Origin of the sequence: Methylobacterium sp. WL120 (assembly GCF_008039465.1) — a bacterium.
Lineage (GTDB): Bacteria > Pseudomonadota > Alphaproteobacteria > Rhizobiales > Beijerinckiaceae > Methylobacterium > Methylobacterium cerastii.
The window spans coordinates 34,084-50,072 of sequence record NZ_VRUT01000015.1; the positions used below are offsets into that span (position 1 = coordinate 34,084).

Consider the following 15,989-nt stretch of genomic DNA (forward strand, 5'->3'; position numbering starts at 1 on the left):
CGTAACAAATCCAACTTGGCGATGCTCGTCGCGATGCTGTGCTTCACCTGCCTGACCTGTGGCGTCGGCCTCGCCGCATTGTCGACGCGCGACGCCGAACGTGCACCGATGCTGGAACGCTGGAGCGGGATCTGCCTGCTCGTCGGCCTTGTGCTGCTCGGTGTCAGCCTGCCGTTCTTTCGCTGAGGACGCAACACAACCGGAACAGGCCGGTCCCGCCCCCGTTGTCCCGCGACTGCGGCACGTCTTCCGCGGCATCGATCGAGGGAATCCATCTCATGAGCCTACTCGGCAGCATCGTCAGCAAGATCCTGCATCCGTTCGGGGGGGCCTCGTCCTCGGCCGCGCCCTCGACCACGGATGCCGGCGGCTCCAGCAGCCCGGCCTCGACCTCCACCACGGCCGACGCGTCGCCGTCGGCCTCCACCTCGGGCGGCCAGGTCGACGTCGAAGCCGTGCTCAACGGCATGGCCGAGAAGAACTCCCAGACGCTGAACTGGCGCACTTCGATCGTGGACCTGATGAAGCTCCTCGATCTCGATTCGAGCCTGACCGCCCGCAAGCAGCTCGCCGACGAGCTGCACTACACCGGCGACAAGGACGATTCGGCGACCATGAACGTCTGGCTGCACAAGCAGGTGATCAAGAAGCTCGAAGAGAACGGCGGCAAGGTGCCGGCCGACCTCAAGGACTGATCGCGTCCTCGGACCAGAAGCGAAGCCCGGCCGTCGCGCCGGGCTTTTTCATGCCCGGCGCACGCATCATTTGCCCGTGCGCACCCGCGTCCAGGCTCGCGTGACGAAACGCTGGGTGCGGTCGTCCCAGGCGGTGTTGACCGAGAGGCGCTGCATCGTCGCCTCGTCGGGGTAGATGCCGGGATTGGACAGGATCTCGGGCTTCACGAACGCCTTCGCGGGCAGGTTGCCGCTGGCGTAGGAGACGAAGTTGGTGTTGGCCGCCGCCACCTCTGGCCGCAGCATGTAGTCGATGAAGCTCAGCGCCTCGGCAGGGTGGGCGGCGTCCTTCGGAATCGCGAAGGCGTCGAACCACATCAGCGTGCCTTCCTTCGGGATGAAGTAGGCGATCTCGACGCCGTTCTTGGCCTCGTCGGCCCGCTTCTTCGCCTGCAGCACGTCGCCGGAATAGCCGACCGCGACGCAGAGGTCGCCGTTGGCGAGCGACTGGATGTACTCCGACGAGTGGAACTTCCGCACCGTGCCGCGCACCTTGAACAGCGCGTCGGTGACCTGGGTGATGTCGTCCCAGCGCTTCGAATCGCTCTTCAGGCCGAAGGTCGGCAGCATGCTCGGGATCAGGTCCTCGGGGCTGTCGAGCATCATGATCCCGCAATCCTTCAGCTTGTTCGCCGAGGCCGGGTTGAGGACGAGGTTCCAGCTGTTGAGGGCGGCGTTCGTGCCCAGGCGCTCGCGCACCAGCCCGAGGTTGAGCCCGAGCCCGGTGGTGCCCCACATGTAGTCGACGGCGTAGGCGTTGCCGGGATCGTAGGTGGCGAGCCGCCCGGCGATCTCCGGCCAGGCGTTTCCGAGGTTCTTGAGCTTGGCCTTGTCGAGGGGCAGGAACGCGCCGGCCTTGATCAGCCGCTGCAGGAACGGCCCCGAGGGCACGACCACGTCGTAGCCCGACTTGCCGGCGAGCAGCTTCGTCTCGAGGATCTCGTTGTTGTCGTAGGTGTCGTAGACGACCTTGATCCCGGTCTCGCGGGTGAAGGCCTCGAGCACCTTCGGGTCGACGTAGTCCGACCAGTTGTAGATGTTGACGACCCGCTCGGGGCCGACCGCCAGCGCCGGCCCGCCCGCGAGCATCAGTCCCGCGAGCAGGATCGCGCGGGCGCACCGGACCATCCGCATCGCGGCGCCCTTCACTTGCCCGAGCGGGCGGCGACGACGACGATCTCGACGAGGTATTCCGGTCCGGCGAGCTTGGCCTCGACGGTCGCGCGGCCGGGCGGGTTTTCCTTCGACACCCAGGCGTCCCAGGCGGCGTTCATCTCGGCGAAGGTGCCGATGTCGGCCAGGTAGATCGTCGCCATCAGGATGCGCTCCTTGTCGCTGCCGGCATCCGACAGCAACCGGTCGATCTGTCCCAGAATCTGCTGCGTCTGCGCGGTGACGCCGGTGCCGACCGTGTCGGCCGCGACCTGGCCCGCGAGGTACACCGTGTCGCCGTAGGCGACGCCCTGCGCCATCCGTGCGCCCGGCTCGAAGCGTTCGATCGTCATGCCCTGTCCTCAGCTGCGGTTCGGACCGCTTCTGCCGCCCGGCGCCAGCCAGGTAAAGGGGCGCCGCGCCGGCGATCGAGCCAGAGAAGGCATGGAAAAAGGTCCGATCGCGGCCAATCCGTCGCAACCCACGAAGCCGACCGTGCGTTTCACGTCCGTTCTAGCGTCGCGTCATCGGATAAGCGGCGTCACATCGTCAGGCGTCACGTCGCCAAGGGGTTCGTCATGGGTATTCTCTGGACCATCATCATCGGTTTTCTCGCCGGCGTCGTCGCCAAGTTCATCATGCCCGGTTCGAACGAGCCCGCGGGCTTCATTCTGACCACCATCCTCGGCATCGTCGGCGCCTTCGTCGCGACCTTCCTCGGTCAGGCGCTCGGCTGGTACGGCCCGAACCAGGGCGCAGGCTTCATCGGCGCGGTCGTCGGCGCGATCGTCGTGCTCGCGATCTACGGCTTCGTCGCCAGCCGCGGCCGCACCACGACGCTCTGAGGTCCATTTCATTTAGACGACCGACCAAAAAGGGGGCGCCGCGAGGCGCCCCCTTTTTTCGTCTCGCTTCGTCGAGGCTCAGAGCCGGTCGGAGACCGCCTTCATCGCGCAATGGCCGGTGGCGCCGCGCAGCGCCAGGCCGACGCCGACGACGAGGGCGGCGAGGCTCAGCCACTTGTTCGGGCGCGGCTGCGCGGCGGCCGCCGCGATGCCGAGGCCGAGCGCCACCGAGACCGCGCGCTCCGTGGTGCTGAGGTTCGGCTCGCCGCTGAAGATGTCGTGGATCATGTCGTTGGCCATGGAATCGACTGCACTCCTGTTGGGGTTCGCGGATCGAACGCCGTGCGAACGCCGCCGTTCCTCACGCCGTGTCGTTTGCCGCCCCACCGGAACCGCACACGAAAAAGGCGCGGCCCCCTAGGGGACCGCGCCGTCTTCGCCGTCAGGACCTCAGGTCCGAACGATCAGTCGTTGGCGTTGCGACGCTCGCCGCGGCTGCTGCGCTCGCTCCGCTCGCGCGGGGCCCGCTCCTCGCGCTCGGGCTCGCCGCGCTCGGCGCGCTCGGCCTTGAGCTTCTCGGTGAGGTCCTCGCCGGTCTCCTGATCGACGACCTTCATCGAGAGGCGGATCTTGCCGCGGTCGTCCTGGCCGAGGAACTTGACCTTGACCTTCTGGCCCTCGGAGACGACGTCAGTCACCTTGGCGACCCGCTGGGCGGCGAGCTCCGAGATGTGGACGAGGCCGTCCTTGGCGCCGAAGAAGTTCACGAAGGCGCCGAACTCCATCGTCTTCACGACGGTGCCCTCGTAGATCATGCCCGGCTCGGCTTCCGCCACGATCGAGCGGATCCAGTTGTAGGCCGCCTTGATCGCCTTGCCGTCGGCCGACGCGATCTTCACCGTGCCGGAATCGTCGATGTTGATCTTGGCGCCGGTCTTCTCGACGATCTCGCGGATCACCTTGCCGCCGGTGCCGATCACTTCCCGGATCTTGTCGGTGGGGATCTGCATGGTCTCGATGCGCGGCGCGTACTCGCCGAGCTCGGGGCGGGCGGCGGTCAGCGCCTTGGCCATCTCCACGAGGATGTGGGCGCGGCCGTCGCGGGCCTGGTCGAGGGCGACCCGCATGATCTCCTCGGTGATGCCGGCGATCTTGATGTCCATCTGAAGCGAGGTGATGCCCTCGTCCGTGCCGGCCACCTTGAAGTCCATGTCGCCGAGGTGGTCCTCGTCGCCGAGGATGTCGGAGAGCACCGCGTAGCGCTCGCCCTCGAGGATGAGGCCCATGGCGATGCCGGCGACGGGACGGCGCAGGGGCACGCCCGCATCCATCAGCGACAGCGAGCCGCCGCAGACCGAGGCCATCGAGGACGAGCCGTTCGACTCGGTGATCTCGGACACGACGCGGATCGTGTACGGGAACTCGTGGGCCGGCGGCAGCACCGGGTGGATCGCGCGCCAGGCGAGCTTGCCGTGGCCGATCTCGCGGCGGCCGGGCGAACCCATGCGGCCGGTCTCGCCCACCGAGTAGGGGGGGAAGTTGTAGTGCAGCAGGAAGGTCTCCTTGTAGGTCCCCTGCAGCGCGTCGATGTACTGCTCGTCCTCGCCGGTGCCGAGCGTCGCGACGACCAGCGCCTGCGTCTCGCCGCGGGTGAACAGCGACGAGCCGTGGGCGCGCGGCAGCACGCCGACCTGGCTCTCGATCGGGCGGACGGTCTTCACGTCGCGGCCGTCGATGCGCGAGCCGGTGTCGAGGATGTTCCAGCGGACCACCTTCGACTGCGCCTCCTTGAAGGCGGCCTTGACCTTCTCGGGGGCGAACTTCTGCTCGCCTTCAGCCGGGCAGAGCGCGGCGACCACCTTCGCCTTCACGGCGTCGACGGCCTTGTAGCGCTCCTGCTTGACGGTGATCTTGTAGGCGTCGCGCAGCTCCGACTCGCAGACGCCGAGCACGGCGGCCTCGACGTCGGCGTTCTCCGGCGGGGAGAAGGCGCGCGGCTCCTTGGCGGCCTTCTCGGCCAGGCGGACGATCGCCTCGATCACCGGCTGGAAGTGCTTGTGGCCGAACATCACGGCGCCGAGCATGATCTCCTCGGAGAGCTCCTTCGCCTCGGACTCGACCATCAGCACCGCGTCGGTGGTGCCGGCGACGACGAGGTCGAGCACCGCGCCGTCCATCTCCGGGACCGGCGGGTTCAGCACGTACTGGCCGTTGGCGTAGCCGACGCGGGCGGCGCCGATCGGGCCCATGAACGGCACGCCCGACAGGGTCAGCGCCGCGGAGGCCGCGACCATCGCCAGGATGTCGGGATCGTTCTCGAGGTCGTGGGTGAGCACGGTCACGACGACCTGGGTGTCGTTGCGCCAGCCGTCGATGAAGAGCGGGCGGATCGGGCGGTCGATCAGACGGGAGACCAGGGTCTCCTTCTCGGACGGGCGGCCCTCGCGCTTGAAGTAGCCGCCGGGGATGCGGCCGGCGGCGTAGGCGCGCTCCTGATAGTTCACGGTGAGAGGCAGGAAGTCGATCCCAACCTTCGGCTCCTTGGAGGAGACGACGGTGGCGAGCACCGAGGTGTCGCCGTAGGTGGCCATCACCGAGCCGTCGGCCTGACGCGCGACCTTGCCGGTCTCCAGCACGAGGCGGCGATCGCCCCACATCAGCTCTTCACGTTGTACGTCAAACATTCTGTTTTCCTTGCCATCGTGCGGCGGGCGAACCCGGCGCGGCCAGGGGCAAGACGGCGGGACACTCCGGCGGCGGAGTGCCCTGCGATCCTGTCCCTGGTGTTCGCGCCTCGAAGTCGCCCGTTGCTCGGAGGGCCGGACCCGTTCCGGCCACCCGAGGTACGGGAGCGTCCTCCGCGATCCTCGGATCGCGAAAGACACCCCATCTCGGTGTGTCGTCGCATTTTCTTCGCGCGAGCCGGTGTCCACCTCGCTCGAAAAAATGCTTTCCATAAAAAACGGTCCCGAGCCGGGCTCGGAACCGCGTGCAGTGCTTAGCGGCGGATGCCGAGGCGCTCGATGAGGCCGCGGTAGCGGGCCTCGTCCCGGCGCTTCACGTAGTCGAGCAGCGAGCGGCGCTGCGAGACCATCTTCAGGAGGCCGCGGCGGGAATGGTTGTCCTTGCCGTGGGTCTTGAAGTGGGCGGTCAGGTTGGTGATCCGCTCGGTGAGGATCGCCACCTGGACCTCCGGCGAGCCGGTGTCCTTGGCGACGGTCGCGTATTCCTTGATGAGCGCGGTCTTGCGCTCTGCCGAGATCGACATCGCAGTGCCTTTCAGGTGAGGTGTTCGGAGGTGCCGTGCGGTCGCCCCTCCGAAACGGGAGGGCTGCGCGTCGGCAGGCTCGGGTCGTGCTCGGATCTTGGCCGATGCCGGGATGTCGTCCAGCAGGGTCGTTGGCCCAAGCGGTTTCGGCCCCGCCCGTCGCCGGGCCGAGGCCGCGCGGACCATACACGAAACCCTCGCCGACGCCAGCCCGGCGCGGGCACGCGGTCGACCGCTCGAAAGCGCTTGCCTTGTTCTCCTTCGGCCTCAGTCGCCGGCGCCCGCCTCCGCGGGCCTAGGCTTTCGCTCCGCGGGGCGCTCTTCGCGCCCGGAGCCGCAGGCCCAGGCCGGATATAACGGCGCGCGGATGCATCCCAGCCATCCCCACGCGTCGTTGCTTCGCGGCATTGCGGCTCCTAACGCTGCCGGATCGCGGCGCGACGCGCCTCTCGCCACATGACCGATCGCACCATGAACCACGAACTGCCCCCCGAGACGCTGGTCCTGCCGGAACGGCTGTCCCTGCCGAAGGACAAGATCCGGGTGCTGCTGCTCGAAGGCATCAACGACAGCGCCGTCGGCCTGATGCAGGCGGCGGGCTACACCAACCTGGTCCGCCTGCCGAAGGCGCTCGACCGCGACGCCCTGCACGCGGCCCTGAAGGGCATCCACATCCTCGGCATCCGCTCGCGCACCCAGCTCGATGGGGCCGCCCTCGACGCGGCCGACCGGCTGCTCGCGGTGGGCTGCTTCTCGGTCGGCACCAACCAGGTCGACCTCGACGCCGCCCGCCGCCGCGGCGTGCCGGTGTTCAACGCGCCGTTCTCGAACACCCGCTCGGTGGCCGAGCTCGTCATCGGCGAGATCGTGATGCTGCTGCGCCGAATCGTGCCGCGCTCGGTCGGGGCGCATGCGGGCCAGTGGGACAAGTCGGCGACGGGCTCCGTCGAGGTGCGTGGCAAGACGCTGGGCATCGTCGGCTACGGCAACATCGGCACGCAGCTCTCGACGCTGGCCGAGGCCATGGGCATGCGGGTGGTCTTCTACGACCACACCGACAAGCTTCGCCACGGCAACACCGAGCCGACCGCCTCGCTTGCCGACCTGCTCGCCCAGAGCGACGTGGTCTCGCTGCACGTGCCCGAGACCGACGCCACCGCCAACATGATCGGCGAGGCCGAGATCCGCGCGATGAAGCCGGGCGCCTACCTGATCAACAACGCCCGTGGCACCGTCGTCGACCTCGACGCGCTCGCTCGCGCGCTCCGCGACGGGCACCTGGCGGGCGCCGCCGTCGATGTGTTCCCGGTCGAGCCCGGCTCGAACCAGGAGCGCTTCGTCTCGCCGCTCCAGGGCCTGGAGAACGTGATCCTGACCCCGCATGTCGGCGGCTCCACCGAGGAGGCGCAGGAGCGCATCGGCGCAGAGGTCGCGCGCAAGCTCGTGGACTATTCCGACATCGGCTCGACGATCGGCGCGGTGAACTTCCCGCAGGTGCAGCTGCCGCCGCGGCCGACCGGCGCCCGCTTCATCCACGTGCAGCAGAACCTGCCCGGCATGCTCAACCGCCTGAACGCGGTGTTCTCCAGCGCCGGCATCAACATCGCCGGCCAGTTCTACCAGACCGACGGCGAGGTCGGTTACGTGGTGCTGGAGACCGACGCGACCAACGCCGACGCCGAGACCCTGCTCGCCGAGATCCGCGCGATCCCGGGCACGATCCGCGCGCGGCTGCTGTACGAGCGGCGCTGAGGGGGGCGGTCGTGCGTCGCGCTGCCTTCGAACTGACGTCCATCGCGGCATGACAGCACCGGATGGATCGTTCGAAGCACCGCGCGACCCCCTCTCCCATGGGGAGAGGGTCGGGGTGAGGGGCGTGACCTCTCAGGACAGGGCACGCCCCTCATCCTGTCCTTCTCCCCCTGGGAGAAGGGACCCGCGCTCGCCTCCGCAGCCGGCCGGAGCCTGATCGCGGAGCGCGCGAAGATTCATTGCCCGACGCGGCTATCGCTGGCGCGGCTCTTGCAGCAGCCTCGCGCATCGCCCGCGGGTTCGGACCACGCCATCCCATGAGCACCGGCCTCTTCGCCACGAAGAAATCCGTCGCCGCGCTCGTCGCCGCGCATGACGACGAAGACGGCCCGGCGCTGGCCCGCGACCTGTCGGCGTTCGGGCTGGTCTGCATCGGCCTGGGCGCGACGATCGGGGCGGGGATCTTCGTCCTCACGGGCACGGCCGCCGCGCAATATGCCGGGCCGGCGCTGGCGCTGTCGTTCGTGGCCGGCGGCATCGCCTGCGCCTTCGTCGGGCTGTGCTACGCGGAACTCGCCGCGATGATCCCGGTGCCGGGCTCGACCTACGCCTACACCTACGCGACGCTCGGCGAGCTCTGCGCCTGGATCATCGGCTGGGACCTCGTCCTGGAATTCGCCTTCGCCGCGGCCACCGTCGCGGTCGGCTGGTCGGGCTACGCGCAGAGCCTGCTGGCGGATGCGGGCCTGCGCCTGCCCGCGGTCCTCGCCGCAGCGCCCGGGGGAGGCGGCCTCGTCAACCTGCCGGCGGCGGGAATCGTCCTCGCGCTGACGGCGCTGCTGATGCGGGGCAGCCGCGAGGCCTCGTGGGTCAACGCTGCGATGGTGGCCCTCAAGGTCGCGATCATCCTCGGCTTCGTCGGCGTCGGCGCCGCGCACCTGAAGCCGGAACTGTGGCACCCGTTCATCCCGGAGAACACCGGAACCTTCGGGGAATTCGGCTGGAGCGGCATCCTGCGCGGGGCCGGCGTGGTGTTCTTCGCCTTCATCGGCTTCGAGACGGTCTCGACCGCCGCCGGCGAGACCCGTGATCCGCAGCGCGACGCGCCGATCGGGCTGCTCGGGTCGCTGGCGGTGAGCACCGTGCTCTACGTGGCCGTCGCCGCGGTGCTCACCGGCCTCGTGCCGTACCGGTCGCTGAACGTCGCCGACCCGATCGCCAGGGCGATCGACGCGATCGGGCTCGGCAGCTTCAGCGTCGCGATCAAGCTCGGCGCGCTGGTCGGGCTGACCACCGCGACGCTGACCGCGCTCTACGGGCAGGCGCGGGTGTTCTACGCCATGGCCCGCGACGGCCTGCTGCCGCGCCTGTTCGCACGGGTGAGCCCGACGACGCGCACGCCGATGTTGAGCCAGGCGACGATCGGCGGGCTCACCGCGCTGGTCGCCGCCCTCGTGCCGATCGAGGAGCTGGGCGAACTCGTCAGCATCGGCACGCTGTTCGCCTTCGTGCTGGTCTGCACCGCGGTCCTGATCCTGCGGCGGACCGAGCCGGACCGGCCGCGCCCGTTCCGGGTCCCGGCGGTCACGCTGGTGGCCGGCCTCGGCATCCTGTCGTGCCTGCTGCTGATGGCGGGCCTGCCGGGCGAGACCTGGATCCGCCTCGCAATCTGGCTCGCGCTCGGCCTCGCCCTCTACGCGGGCTACGGACGCAGGAACGCCCGCCGGGTGAGGGCGGGCGCGTCGCAGGCGTCAGGCTGAAACCGGACCACAGGGGGCATGCCCCCGTGGCTGGGTGCGGGGGCTCAGAACGAGCGGCGGTGCGGGGTCTGCCCGCCGCCGTAGCGGCGGCGGAGATACGAGACGACCTTCGGCAGCAGGAAGGCGAGCAGGATCTTTCGCATGGGGTCGGCGAACCTTCTTCACGAGCGTGTGAGGGTGCAATGCGCCGAGCCCGTCCGCGTTCCGGTCAGAGCTCCAGCGTCAGCGTCACGGGCGCGTGGTCGGACGGGCGCTCCCAGCCGCGGACGCCCCGCGCGACCTCGACCTTGCGCACGGTGTCGGCAAGGTCCGGCGAGACCCAGGCGTGGTCGAGGCGCCGGCCCTTGTCGGCGGCCGCCCAGTCGGGCGAGCGGTAGCTCCACCACGTGAAGATCTTCTCGGGCGGCGGGGCCAGCAGCCGCGCGGTGTCGACCCAGCCGACCTCGTTGCGCAGGAGTTCGAGCGCCTCGGTCTCGACCGGCGTGTGGCTCACCACGTCGAGGAGTTGCTTGTGCGACCAGACGTCGTGCTCAAGCGGCGCGACGTTGAGGTCGCCGACGAGGATCGCGGGCCCCTTCGTCCGGCGCCCGCCCCAGGCGCGCAGGTCGCGCAGAAAGTCGAGCTTGTGCGCGAATTTCGGGTTGAGGGCGGTGTCGGGCACGTCGCCGCCGGCCGGCACGTAGAAATCGTGCAACGCGATGCCCGCGGCCGCGCCCGCCTCGGGGCCGAGCACCGCCGAGATGTGGCGCGCGTCCTGGCGCTCGCAGAAGCTCATCACGTCGCGGGTGATCAGCGGGAACCGCGAGAGGATCGCGACGCCGTTGTAGCCCTTCTGCCCGGCGAAGACGACGTTCTCGTAGCCGGAGCCGCGCAAGGCCTTCAGCGGGAAGGCGTCGTCCGGGCACTTGGTCTCCTGCAGGCAGAGCACATCGGGCTTCGCCTCGGCGAGGAAGCGCAGCACGAGGTCGATGCGCAGGCGCACCGAATTGATGTTCCAGGACGTGACGGTGAGGCGCAACGGAAACGCTCGCGGTTCTCGGGGGGACGCGGCTGGATAGCGCGATTCGGCCGTGCGATCGACGCCGCGACCGGGGCCCTCGCGGAAATGGCGTGCTCAGCCCAGGACGACGGAGTATGTCCGCGCACGGACCACCGCTCGCCCCCCGCTAGACGACACGCCAGAGACATCGCCCTTGCCGCGCATCCGCTCCGTCCTGTTCAACGCCTACTGGGCCGCCTGGACCGCTCTGTTCCTGGCGCCGCTCGCAGTGCTGGCCGCTTCCGGCTCGCCGGTCCGGCCGATCCGCGCGGCGACGCGCCTGTGGGCGCGCGGCATCCTGTTCGGGCTCCGCACGATCTGCGGCCTGCGCTACGTCGAGGAGGGGCGCGAGCGCATCCCGAACGAGCCCTGCCTGATCGTCGCCAACCACCAGTCGGCCTGGGAGACGCTGGCCTTCCTGATCCTGGTGCCCGACGTGGCGATCATCGCCAAGCGCGAGCTGGTCGCCATCCCCGTGGTCGGCTGGTTCCTGCGCCGCTCGCCGATGATCATCATCGACCGCGCCAACGGCACGCAGGCCCTGCGCACGATGATCGACGAGAGCCGCGCCGCCGTGGCCGACGGGCGTTCGGTGCTGATCTTCCCCGAGGGCACCCGCGGCACCATCGCGGAGAAGCTGCAGTTCAAGCGCGGCGTCGAGCTGCTGTACGGGCGGCTCGGCCTGCCGGTGCTGCCGGTGGCGGTCAACTCCGGGCTGTACTGGCCGACCGGGTCCTCGACGCGGGCCGGCACCGTGACGGTGAGCTACCTCGCCCCCCTGGCGCCGGGCCTGTCGGCGGCCGAGTTCATGCGCGGCACCGAGGGCGCGATCGACAGCGAGCTCGATCGCTGGCGTCCCAGGGCAATCGCCTGACAGCGCTTGCCCCGTTTTTCATTGCGGCCTCAATCGCCGGCGCCCGCATCCGCGGGCTTGGGCTTCCGCTCCGCGGGGCGCTCTTCGCGCCCTGAAGCCGCGAACGCGGCTTCCAGCGACCGCCCTGGCTGGAATCCCCGGGCCGCGTAAGGCGCTTCAGTCGACGGCGCCGTAATAGGTGAAGTGCTTCTTCACCGGCTCGATCACGTCCCAGGTGCCGGAAAAACCTTTCGGCGTGACGAAGGCGTCGCCGGCCCGGTAGGTCTTCGCGGTGCCCTCGGCGTCGGTGACGATCACGACGCCTTCGAGCAGGTGGATGAACTCGTCCCGGCCGAAGTCGATGCGGAACTTGCCCGGGCGGCAGGTCCAGATGCCGGCGGCGAACAGCTTGTCGGGGCTCTCGTAGACGTAGGTCGCGGTCTGCTCCGGGCGGCCGGAGAGGATGCAGGACCGCTCGGGCCAGTAGCCGGCGGCCGGCGGCCGGCCGGCGGGGAAGTCGACGTTCGTCACCGTCGGCCCGGCCAGCACCGGCGGCGGCGGGCCGGCCGGTCGGCGCAAGCCCGGCACCACCGCGAGGAACGCGGCGACGGGCCCTGCGAAGGTGTGGAGAAGCCTGGCGATTTCCATGTCGTACCCCCGATCGAATCGAACGAGGGGCACGATCGGGCGGCGCGCGTTGACGGCGGGTTCACCGCGGCGGCGCTGGGCGGCAATCGCCGCGCTTCAAGGCGCCTGTCCCCGGATCGATGCGGAGAGCGTTAAGGAATCCTCGCCGCGCCAAACCTCACGGGGTCTGCGACTGCTTGATCCGCTCCTGCATCGCCTTGTCCTCGGGGCGGCCGTAATTGATGAAGAACTGGTTGCCGTCGACGGCCTTGCCCCGCTGCAGGTTCGAGAGCTGCACGGTGGTGAGGTAGCCCTGCGGATCGGTGATCCGCCACTGGCTCAGCACCTTCACGTCGGGGTCGAAGAACAGCTGGATCTTCGAGGTGCCGCCCAGCGTCGCGCGGTCCTCCAGGCTGATGCGGACGCCGCCGGGATCGTTCGACACGTCGGTGACGGTGAGGTCGCGGGCGAGGTCGATCTTCTCGCGGACCAGGAATTTCAGCGGCGTCTGGGCGATGAAGTACAGATCCTGGGTCGCGAGCTTGCGGTCGCGCACCGCCACCGAGGTGCCGTCGGCCACGACCTCCAGCGGCGAGGGCGGATCGTAGTCGAAGCGCAGGCGGCCGGGTTTCGCGATGGTGAGCTTGCCGCCGATGCGCCGCCCGTCCGCGGCGATCTGGATGAACGAGCCGGTGAGCGTGCCCATGCCGTTGAAGTAGGCGTTGGCCTGGGACAGCACGGTGGCGGCGTCCGGCGACTCGTCCGAGGCGCCGGCCGGGGCAGGGGCGGGCGCGCCGACGGCGGCGACCTTCGCGTCCGCCGCGGAGGGCTTGCCCGCGACCGGCTTGGCGGCACCGGGCTTCTCGGCCGAGCGGGCCTTGGCGTCCTTCGATGATTCCTTCGTCGCGTCCTTCGTCGAATCCTTGGCCGCAGGCTTGGCGACCGTCTTCTTCGCGGGCGCGGCCGGCGTCGGCGAGGGAGCCGGCGCCGCCTCCGGCTCTGGCGCCGGGGCCGGCTGTTCCTTGCGGCCGAACAGGCCGTCGAGGAAGCTGCTGACCTGCGCGTCGGCCGGCGCGACCGGGGCGATCCAGGCCGCGAGCGCGAAGAGCGATCCGGCAAGTCGGGTGCGGCGGCCGAGCATGGACAGGCGTCTCCTGGGCGGGTGCGGCGTCCCGCAAGCGATGGTCGGCGTCCGGCGTGCAAACGTCGCCGCGCGAGGGCGTCGTGGCGCGCGAAACGCCCGTCGCGCCGGGACGCCCGCTCGGGGCGCCGGGTATCCGGGTGCGTCGTCGGGCGCCGTTAGAGCGGCACCCTGTGGCGAAGATGCGACGCCGGCCCGGTTTCGGGCCGACGCCGCGTGCCGGCTACTCGTCGTCGTACATGCTGGCGGCGTGGGGGGCGCCCTCGACCAGGATCTCGCGTTTTCCCGCGTGGTTGGCCTGGCCGACGATGCCCTCGATCTCCATCCGCTCCATGATCGAGGCGGCGCGGTTGTAGCCGATCTGCAGGCGGCGCTGGATGTAGCTGGTCGAGGCCTTGCGGTCCCGCAGCACCACCTGGATCGCCTGCTCGTAGAGGTCGCCGGCCTCGCCGCCCGACGCCGCCACGAAGGCGCCGACGTCGAACACCGGAAGGTCGGCCTCCTCGACCTCGGTCTCGACCGCCTCGGCCTTGCCCCTGCCCTTGCCCTTGGGCGCGTCCTCCGACCCGTCGTCGGCGGTGACCGCCTCGAGGTAGGCGGGCCGACCCTGGCGCTTGAGGTGGGCGACCACGCTCTCGACTTCCGAGTCCGAGCAGAACGGCCCGTGCACGCGCGTCGTGCGGCCGCCGCCGGCCATGAACAGCATGTCGCCCTGGCCCAAGAGCTGCTCGGCGCCCATCTCGCCGAGGATCGTGCGCGAGTCGATCTTGCTCGTCACCTGGAAGCTGATCCGCGTCGGGAAGTTCGCCTTGATCGTGCCGGTGATCACGTCCACCGACGGACGCTGCGTCGCCATGATCAGGTGGATGCCGGCCGCCCGCGCCATCTGGGCGAGGCGCTGGATCGCGCCCTCGATGTCCTTGCCGGCCACCATCATCAGGTCGGCCATCTCGTCGACCACGATCACGATGTAGGGCAGGGCCGAGAGGTCCATCGCCTCGTCCTCGAACACCGCCTCGCCGGTCTCGCGGTTGAAGCCGGTCTGGATCGTGCGCGTGATGGTCTCGCCCTTGGCGCGCGCCTCCGCCATCCGGGCGTTGTAGCCGTCGATGTTGCGGACCGCGATCTTGGACATCTTCTTGTAGCGCTCCTCCATCTCGCGCACGGCCCACTTGAGGGCGATGACCGCCTTCTTCGGGTCGATGACGACGGGGGAGAGCAGGTGCGGGATGCCGTCGTAGACGGACAGCTCCAGCATCTTCGGGTCGACCATGATCAGGCGGCACTCTTCCGGCTTCATCCGGTAGAGCAGCGAGAGGATCATGGTGTTGATCGCCACCGACTTGCCCGAGCCGGTGGTGCCGGCCACCAGCAGGTGCGGCATGCGGGCGAGGTCGGCGATGATCGGCTCGCCGCCGATGTTCTTGCCGAGGCAAAGCGCGAGCTTGTGCTTGCTGGCGAAGAAGTCCGGCGCCGAGAGCAGCTCGCGCAGGAACACCGTCTCGCGGATCTCGTTCGGCAGCTCGATGCCGATCACGTTGCGGCCGGGCACCACGGCGACGCGGGCCGAGACCGCCGACATCGAGCGGGCGATGTCGTCCGACAGGCCGATGACGCGGGAGGACTTGGTGCCGGGGGCCGGCTCCAGCTCGTAGAGGGTCACGACCGGGCCGGGGCGCACCGCGAGGATGTCGCCGCGCACGCCGAAATCCTGGACCGTCTGCTGCAGGTTGAGCGCGTTCTGCTCCAGCACGTCGGCGTCGACCTCCGGGCTTTCGCCGGGCACGGGCATGGCGAGCAGGTCGAGGGCGGGCAGCTCGTAGTCGGCGTTCTCCACCGAGGCGATGGCGAGGTGACGGCCGGCGGCGATCAGGTGTGGGCGGCCGACGACCGGCATCGCTGCGACCGGCGCGGCCGGGGCCTCGACCACCGGCTCGAAGGCTTGCTCCGAGGCGTGCTCCAAGGCTTGCTCCAAGGCTTGCTCGAAGACCGGCTCCGAAGGCGCCTCGAAGGTCGGCTCGGGCACCGGCGCGACCTCGACCGGAGCCGGGGCCGGAGCCGGGGCCGGGGCGGCCTTGCCGCGCAGCAGCACGGGGCGCGGCACGATCGGCAGGACCACGGGCGGCGCGGCGGCCGGCATCGCCAAACTCGGCGCGAAGGATTCGGCGCCGAAGGCCGGCGCGGCGGCCTGGAACGCGGCCTCGTATTCCGGCTGGACGGCTTCGAGGTCGACGATTGCCGGCAGCAGGGCCGGCTCCGTCGGCCGCGCGGGACGGATCGCGGCGCGGGCGGCCATCGCCGACAGCACCGGGGCGCGGCGGACCTCGTGGATCGCGGCCGGAGAGGGGAGGGGGGTTCCGGGCCCGAACACCAGCGACAGCGCCGGGCGCACCGAGAGCGCCGGCACCGCGGCGGCGATCACCGCGTCGCCGCCGTGGCCGAGGCCGTCCTGGCCGGCGTCGTCCTGGACGACGTCGTGCTGGCTCGCGTTGTCCTGCCCGTGCTCGGGGCGGAGCGGGCGATCGAAGCGCACGAGGCGGTCGAGGACGTAGACCGGCGCAGGCGGCAGCGAGCGTAGATGCGAGATGTCCACCGGCACCGAAACGAATCGCTCGGCCGGCGCAGGCTCGGCCGGCATCGCGGCCGAAACCTCCTGCGCGGCGTCGCCGCCCTCGGCGGAGCCGGGCCGGATCGCCGCCCAGGCCTCGGCGGAGGACCAGTCGCCTGCCTCGAACCAGGGCTGGACGTCGGACCAATCGGGCAGCTCGGACAGGTCGCGGGCCTCGGCCGGCGCGGGCGCGGTGGCGGCCGACAGCTC

Annotated in this window: 15 protein-coding genes; 6 read left to right on the forward strand and 9 right to left on the reverse strand. The window is 70.2% G+C overall.

Going from position 1 to position 15,989, the window contains the following annotated elements; all coding sequences use genetic code 11:
• The first annotated feature begins 15 nt into the window (after window positions 1-15).
• Both FV229_RS27270 and FV229_RS05295 read left to right on the forward strand, forming a co-directional pair.
• Complete coding sequence (locus FV229_RS27270; RefSeq protein WP_187275068.1) at window positions 16-186, forward strand: hypothetical protein; 171 nt, start codon at window positions 16-18, stop codon at window positions 184-186.
• A gap of 92 nt (window positions 187-278) precedes the next feature.
• Window positions 279-695 carry a DUF3597 domain-containing protein gene (locus FV229_RS05295; RefSeq protein ID WP_147750954.1) on the forward strand — a complete coding sequence of 139 codons (417 nt, stop codon included), beginning with the start codon at window positions 279-281 and terminating at the stop codon, window positions 693-695.
• A 66-nt stretch (window positions 696-761) separates the two neighbouring features.
• Here the strand turns inward: FV229_RS05295 and FV229_RS05300 are convergent, their stop codons facing one another.
• Window positions 762-1,823 (reverse strand): polyamine ABC transporter substrate-binding protein, encoded by a 1,062-nt coding sequence (locus FV229_RS05300; protein WP_246688060.1) that lies wholly within the window; start codon window positions 1,821-1,823, stop codon window positions 762-764.
• A 56-nt stretch (window positions 1,824-1,879) separates the two neighbouring features.
• A complete protein-coding gene (locus FV229_RS05305; protein ID WP_147750955.1) occupies window positions 1,880-2,239 on the reverse strand; it encodes a RidA family protein in 360 nt (119 codons plus the stop codon).
• A gap of 225 nt (window positions 2,240-2,464) precedes the next feature.
• Here FV229_RS05305 and FV229_RS05310 point away from each other — a divergent pair, with 225 nt between their 5' ends.
• Window positions 2,465-2,731 (forward strand): GlsB/YeaQ/YmgE family stress response membrane protein, encoded by a 267-nt coding sequence (locus FV229_RS05310; RefSeq protein ID WP_147750956.1) that lies wholly within the window; start codon window positions 2,465-2,467, stop codon window positions 2,729-2,731.
• Window positions 2,732-2,809: 78 nt separating this feature from the next.
• On the opposite strand, the gene FV229_RS05315 is transcribed toward FV229_RS05310, so the two are convergent.
• The 3 genes from FV229_RS05315 to rpsO all read right to left on the reverse strand — a co-directional run bounded on the left by FV229_RS05315 (window position 2,810) and on the right by rpsO (window position 5,999).
• On the reverse strand, window positions 2,810-3,031 hold the full coding sequence (locus FV229_RS05315; RefSeq protein WP_147750957.1) for a YgaP-like transmembrane domain: 222 nt from the start codon (window positions 3,029-3,031) through the stop codon (window positions 2,810-2,812).
• 164 nt (window positions 3,032-3,195) lie between these two features.
• Window positions 3,196-5,415 (reverse strand): polyribonucleotide nucleotidyltransferase, encoded by a 2,220-nt coding sequence (gene pnp, locus FV229_RS05320; protein WP_147750958.1) that lies wholly within the window; start codon window positions 5,413-5,415, stop codon window positions 3,196-3,198.
• Window positions 5,416-5,729: 314 nt separating this feature from the next.
• Complete coding sequence (rpsO, locus tag FV229_RS05325) at window positions 5,730-5,999, reverse strand: 30S ribosomal protein S15 (protein ID WP_147750959.1); 270 nt, start codon at window positions 5,997-5,999, stop codon at window positions 5,730-5,732.
• 504 nt (window positions 6,000-6,503) lie between these two features.
• Here rpsO and serA point away from each other — a divergent pair.
• Together serA and FV229_RS05335 are read left to right on the forward strand one after the other, a co-directional pair.
• On the forward strand, window positions 6,504-7,751 hold the full coding sequence (serA, locus tag FV229_RS05330; protein ID WP_147750970.1) for a phosphoglycerate dehydrogenase: 1,248 nt from the start codon (window positions 6,504-6,506) through the stop codon (window positions 7,749-7,751).
• Window positions 7,752-8,068: 317 nt separating this feature from the next.
• The gene (locus FV229_RS05335; RefSeq protein WP_147750960.1) at window positions 8,069-9,511 is read left to right on the forward strand and encodes an amino acid permease; all 1,443 of its coding nucleotides are present in this window, start codon (window positions 8,069-8,071) and stop codon (window positions 9,509-9,511) included.
• 208 nt (window positions 9,512-9,719) lie between these two features.
• Here FV229_RS05335 and FV229_RS05340 read toward each other — a convergent pair whose 3' ends face one another.
• A complete protein-coding gene (locus FV229_RS05340) occupies window positions 9,720-10,529 on the reverse strand; it encodes an exodeoxyribonuclease III (protein WP_147750961.1) in 810 nt (269 codons plus the stop codon).
• 175 nt (window positions 10,530-10,704) lie between these two features.
• Here FV229_RS05340 and FV229_RS05345 point away from each other — a divergent pair, with 175 nt between their 5' ends.
• On the forward strand, window positions 10,705-11,424 hold the full coding sequence (locus tag FV229_RS05345; protein WP_147750962.1) for a lysophospholipid acyltransferase family protein: 720 nt from the start codon (window positions 10,705-10,707) through the stop codon (window positions 11,422-11,424).
• A gap of 156 nt (window positions 11,425-11,580) precedes the next feature.
• Here FV229_RS05345 and FV229_RS05350 read toward each other — a convergent pair whose 3' ends face one another.
• The 3 genes from FV229_RS05350 to FV229_RS05360 form a co-directional block, all read right to left on the reverse strand.
• On the reverse strand, window positions 11,581-12,051 hold the full coding sequence (locus FV229_RS05350; protein ID WP_147750963.1) for a cupin domain-containing protein: 471 nt from the start codon (window positions 12,049-12,051) through the stop codon (window positions 11,581-11,583).
• A 157-nt stretch (window positions 12,052-12,208) separates the two neighbouring features.
• A complete protein-coding gene (locus FV229_RS05355; protein ID WP_147750964.1) occupies window positions 12,209-13,171 on the reverse strand; it encodes an outer-membrane lipoprotein carrier protein LolA in 963 nt (320 codons plus the stop codon).
• Between the two features lie 223 nt (window positions 13,172-13,394).
• A partial coding sequence (locus tag FV229_RS05360; protein WP_246688057.1) for a DNA translocase FtsK occupies window positions 13,395-15,989 on the reverse strand: 2,595 nt, incomplete at its 5' end.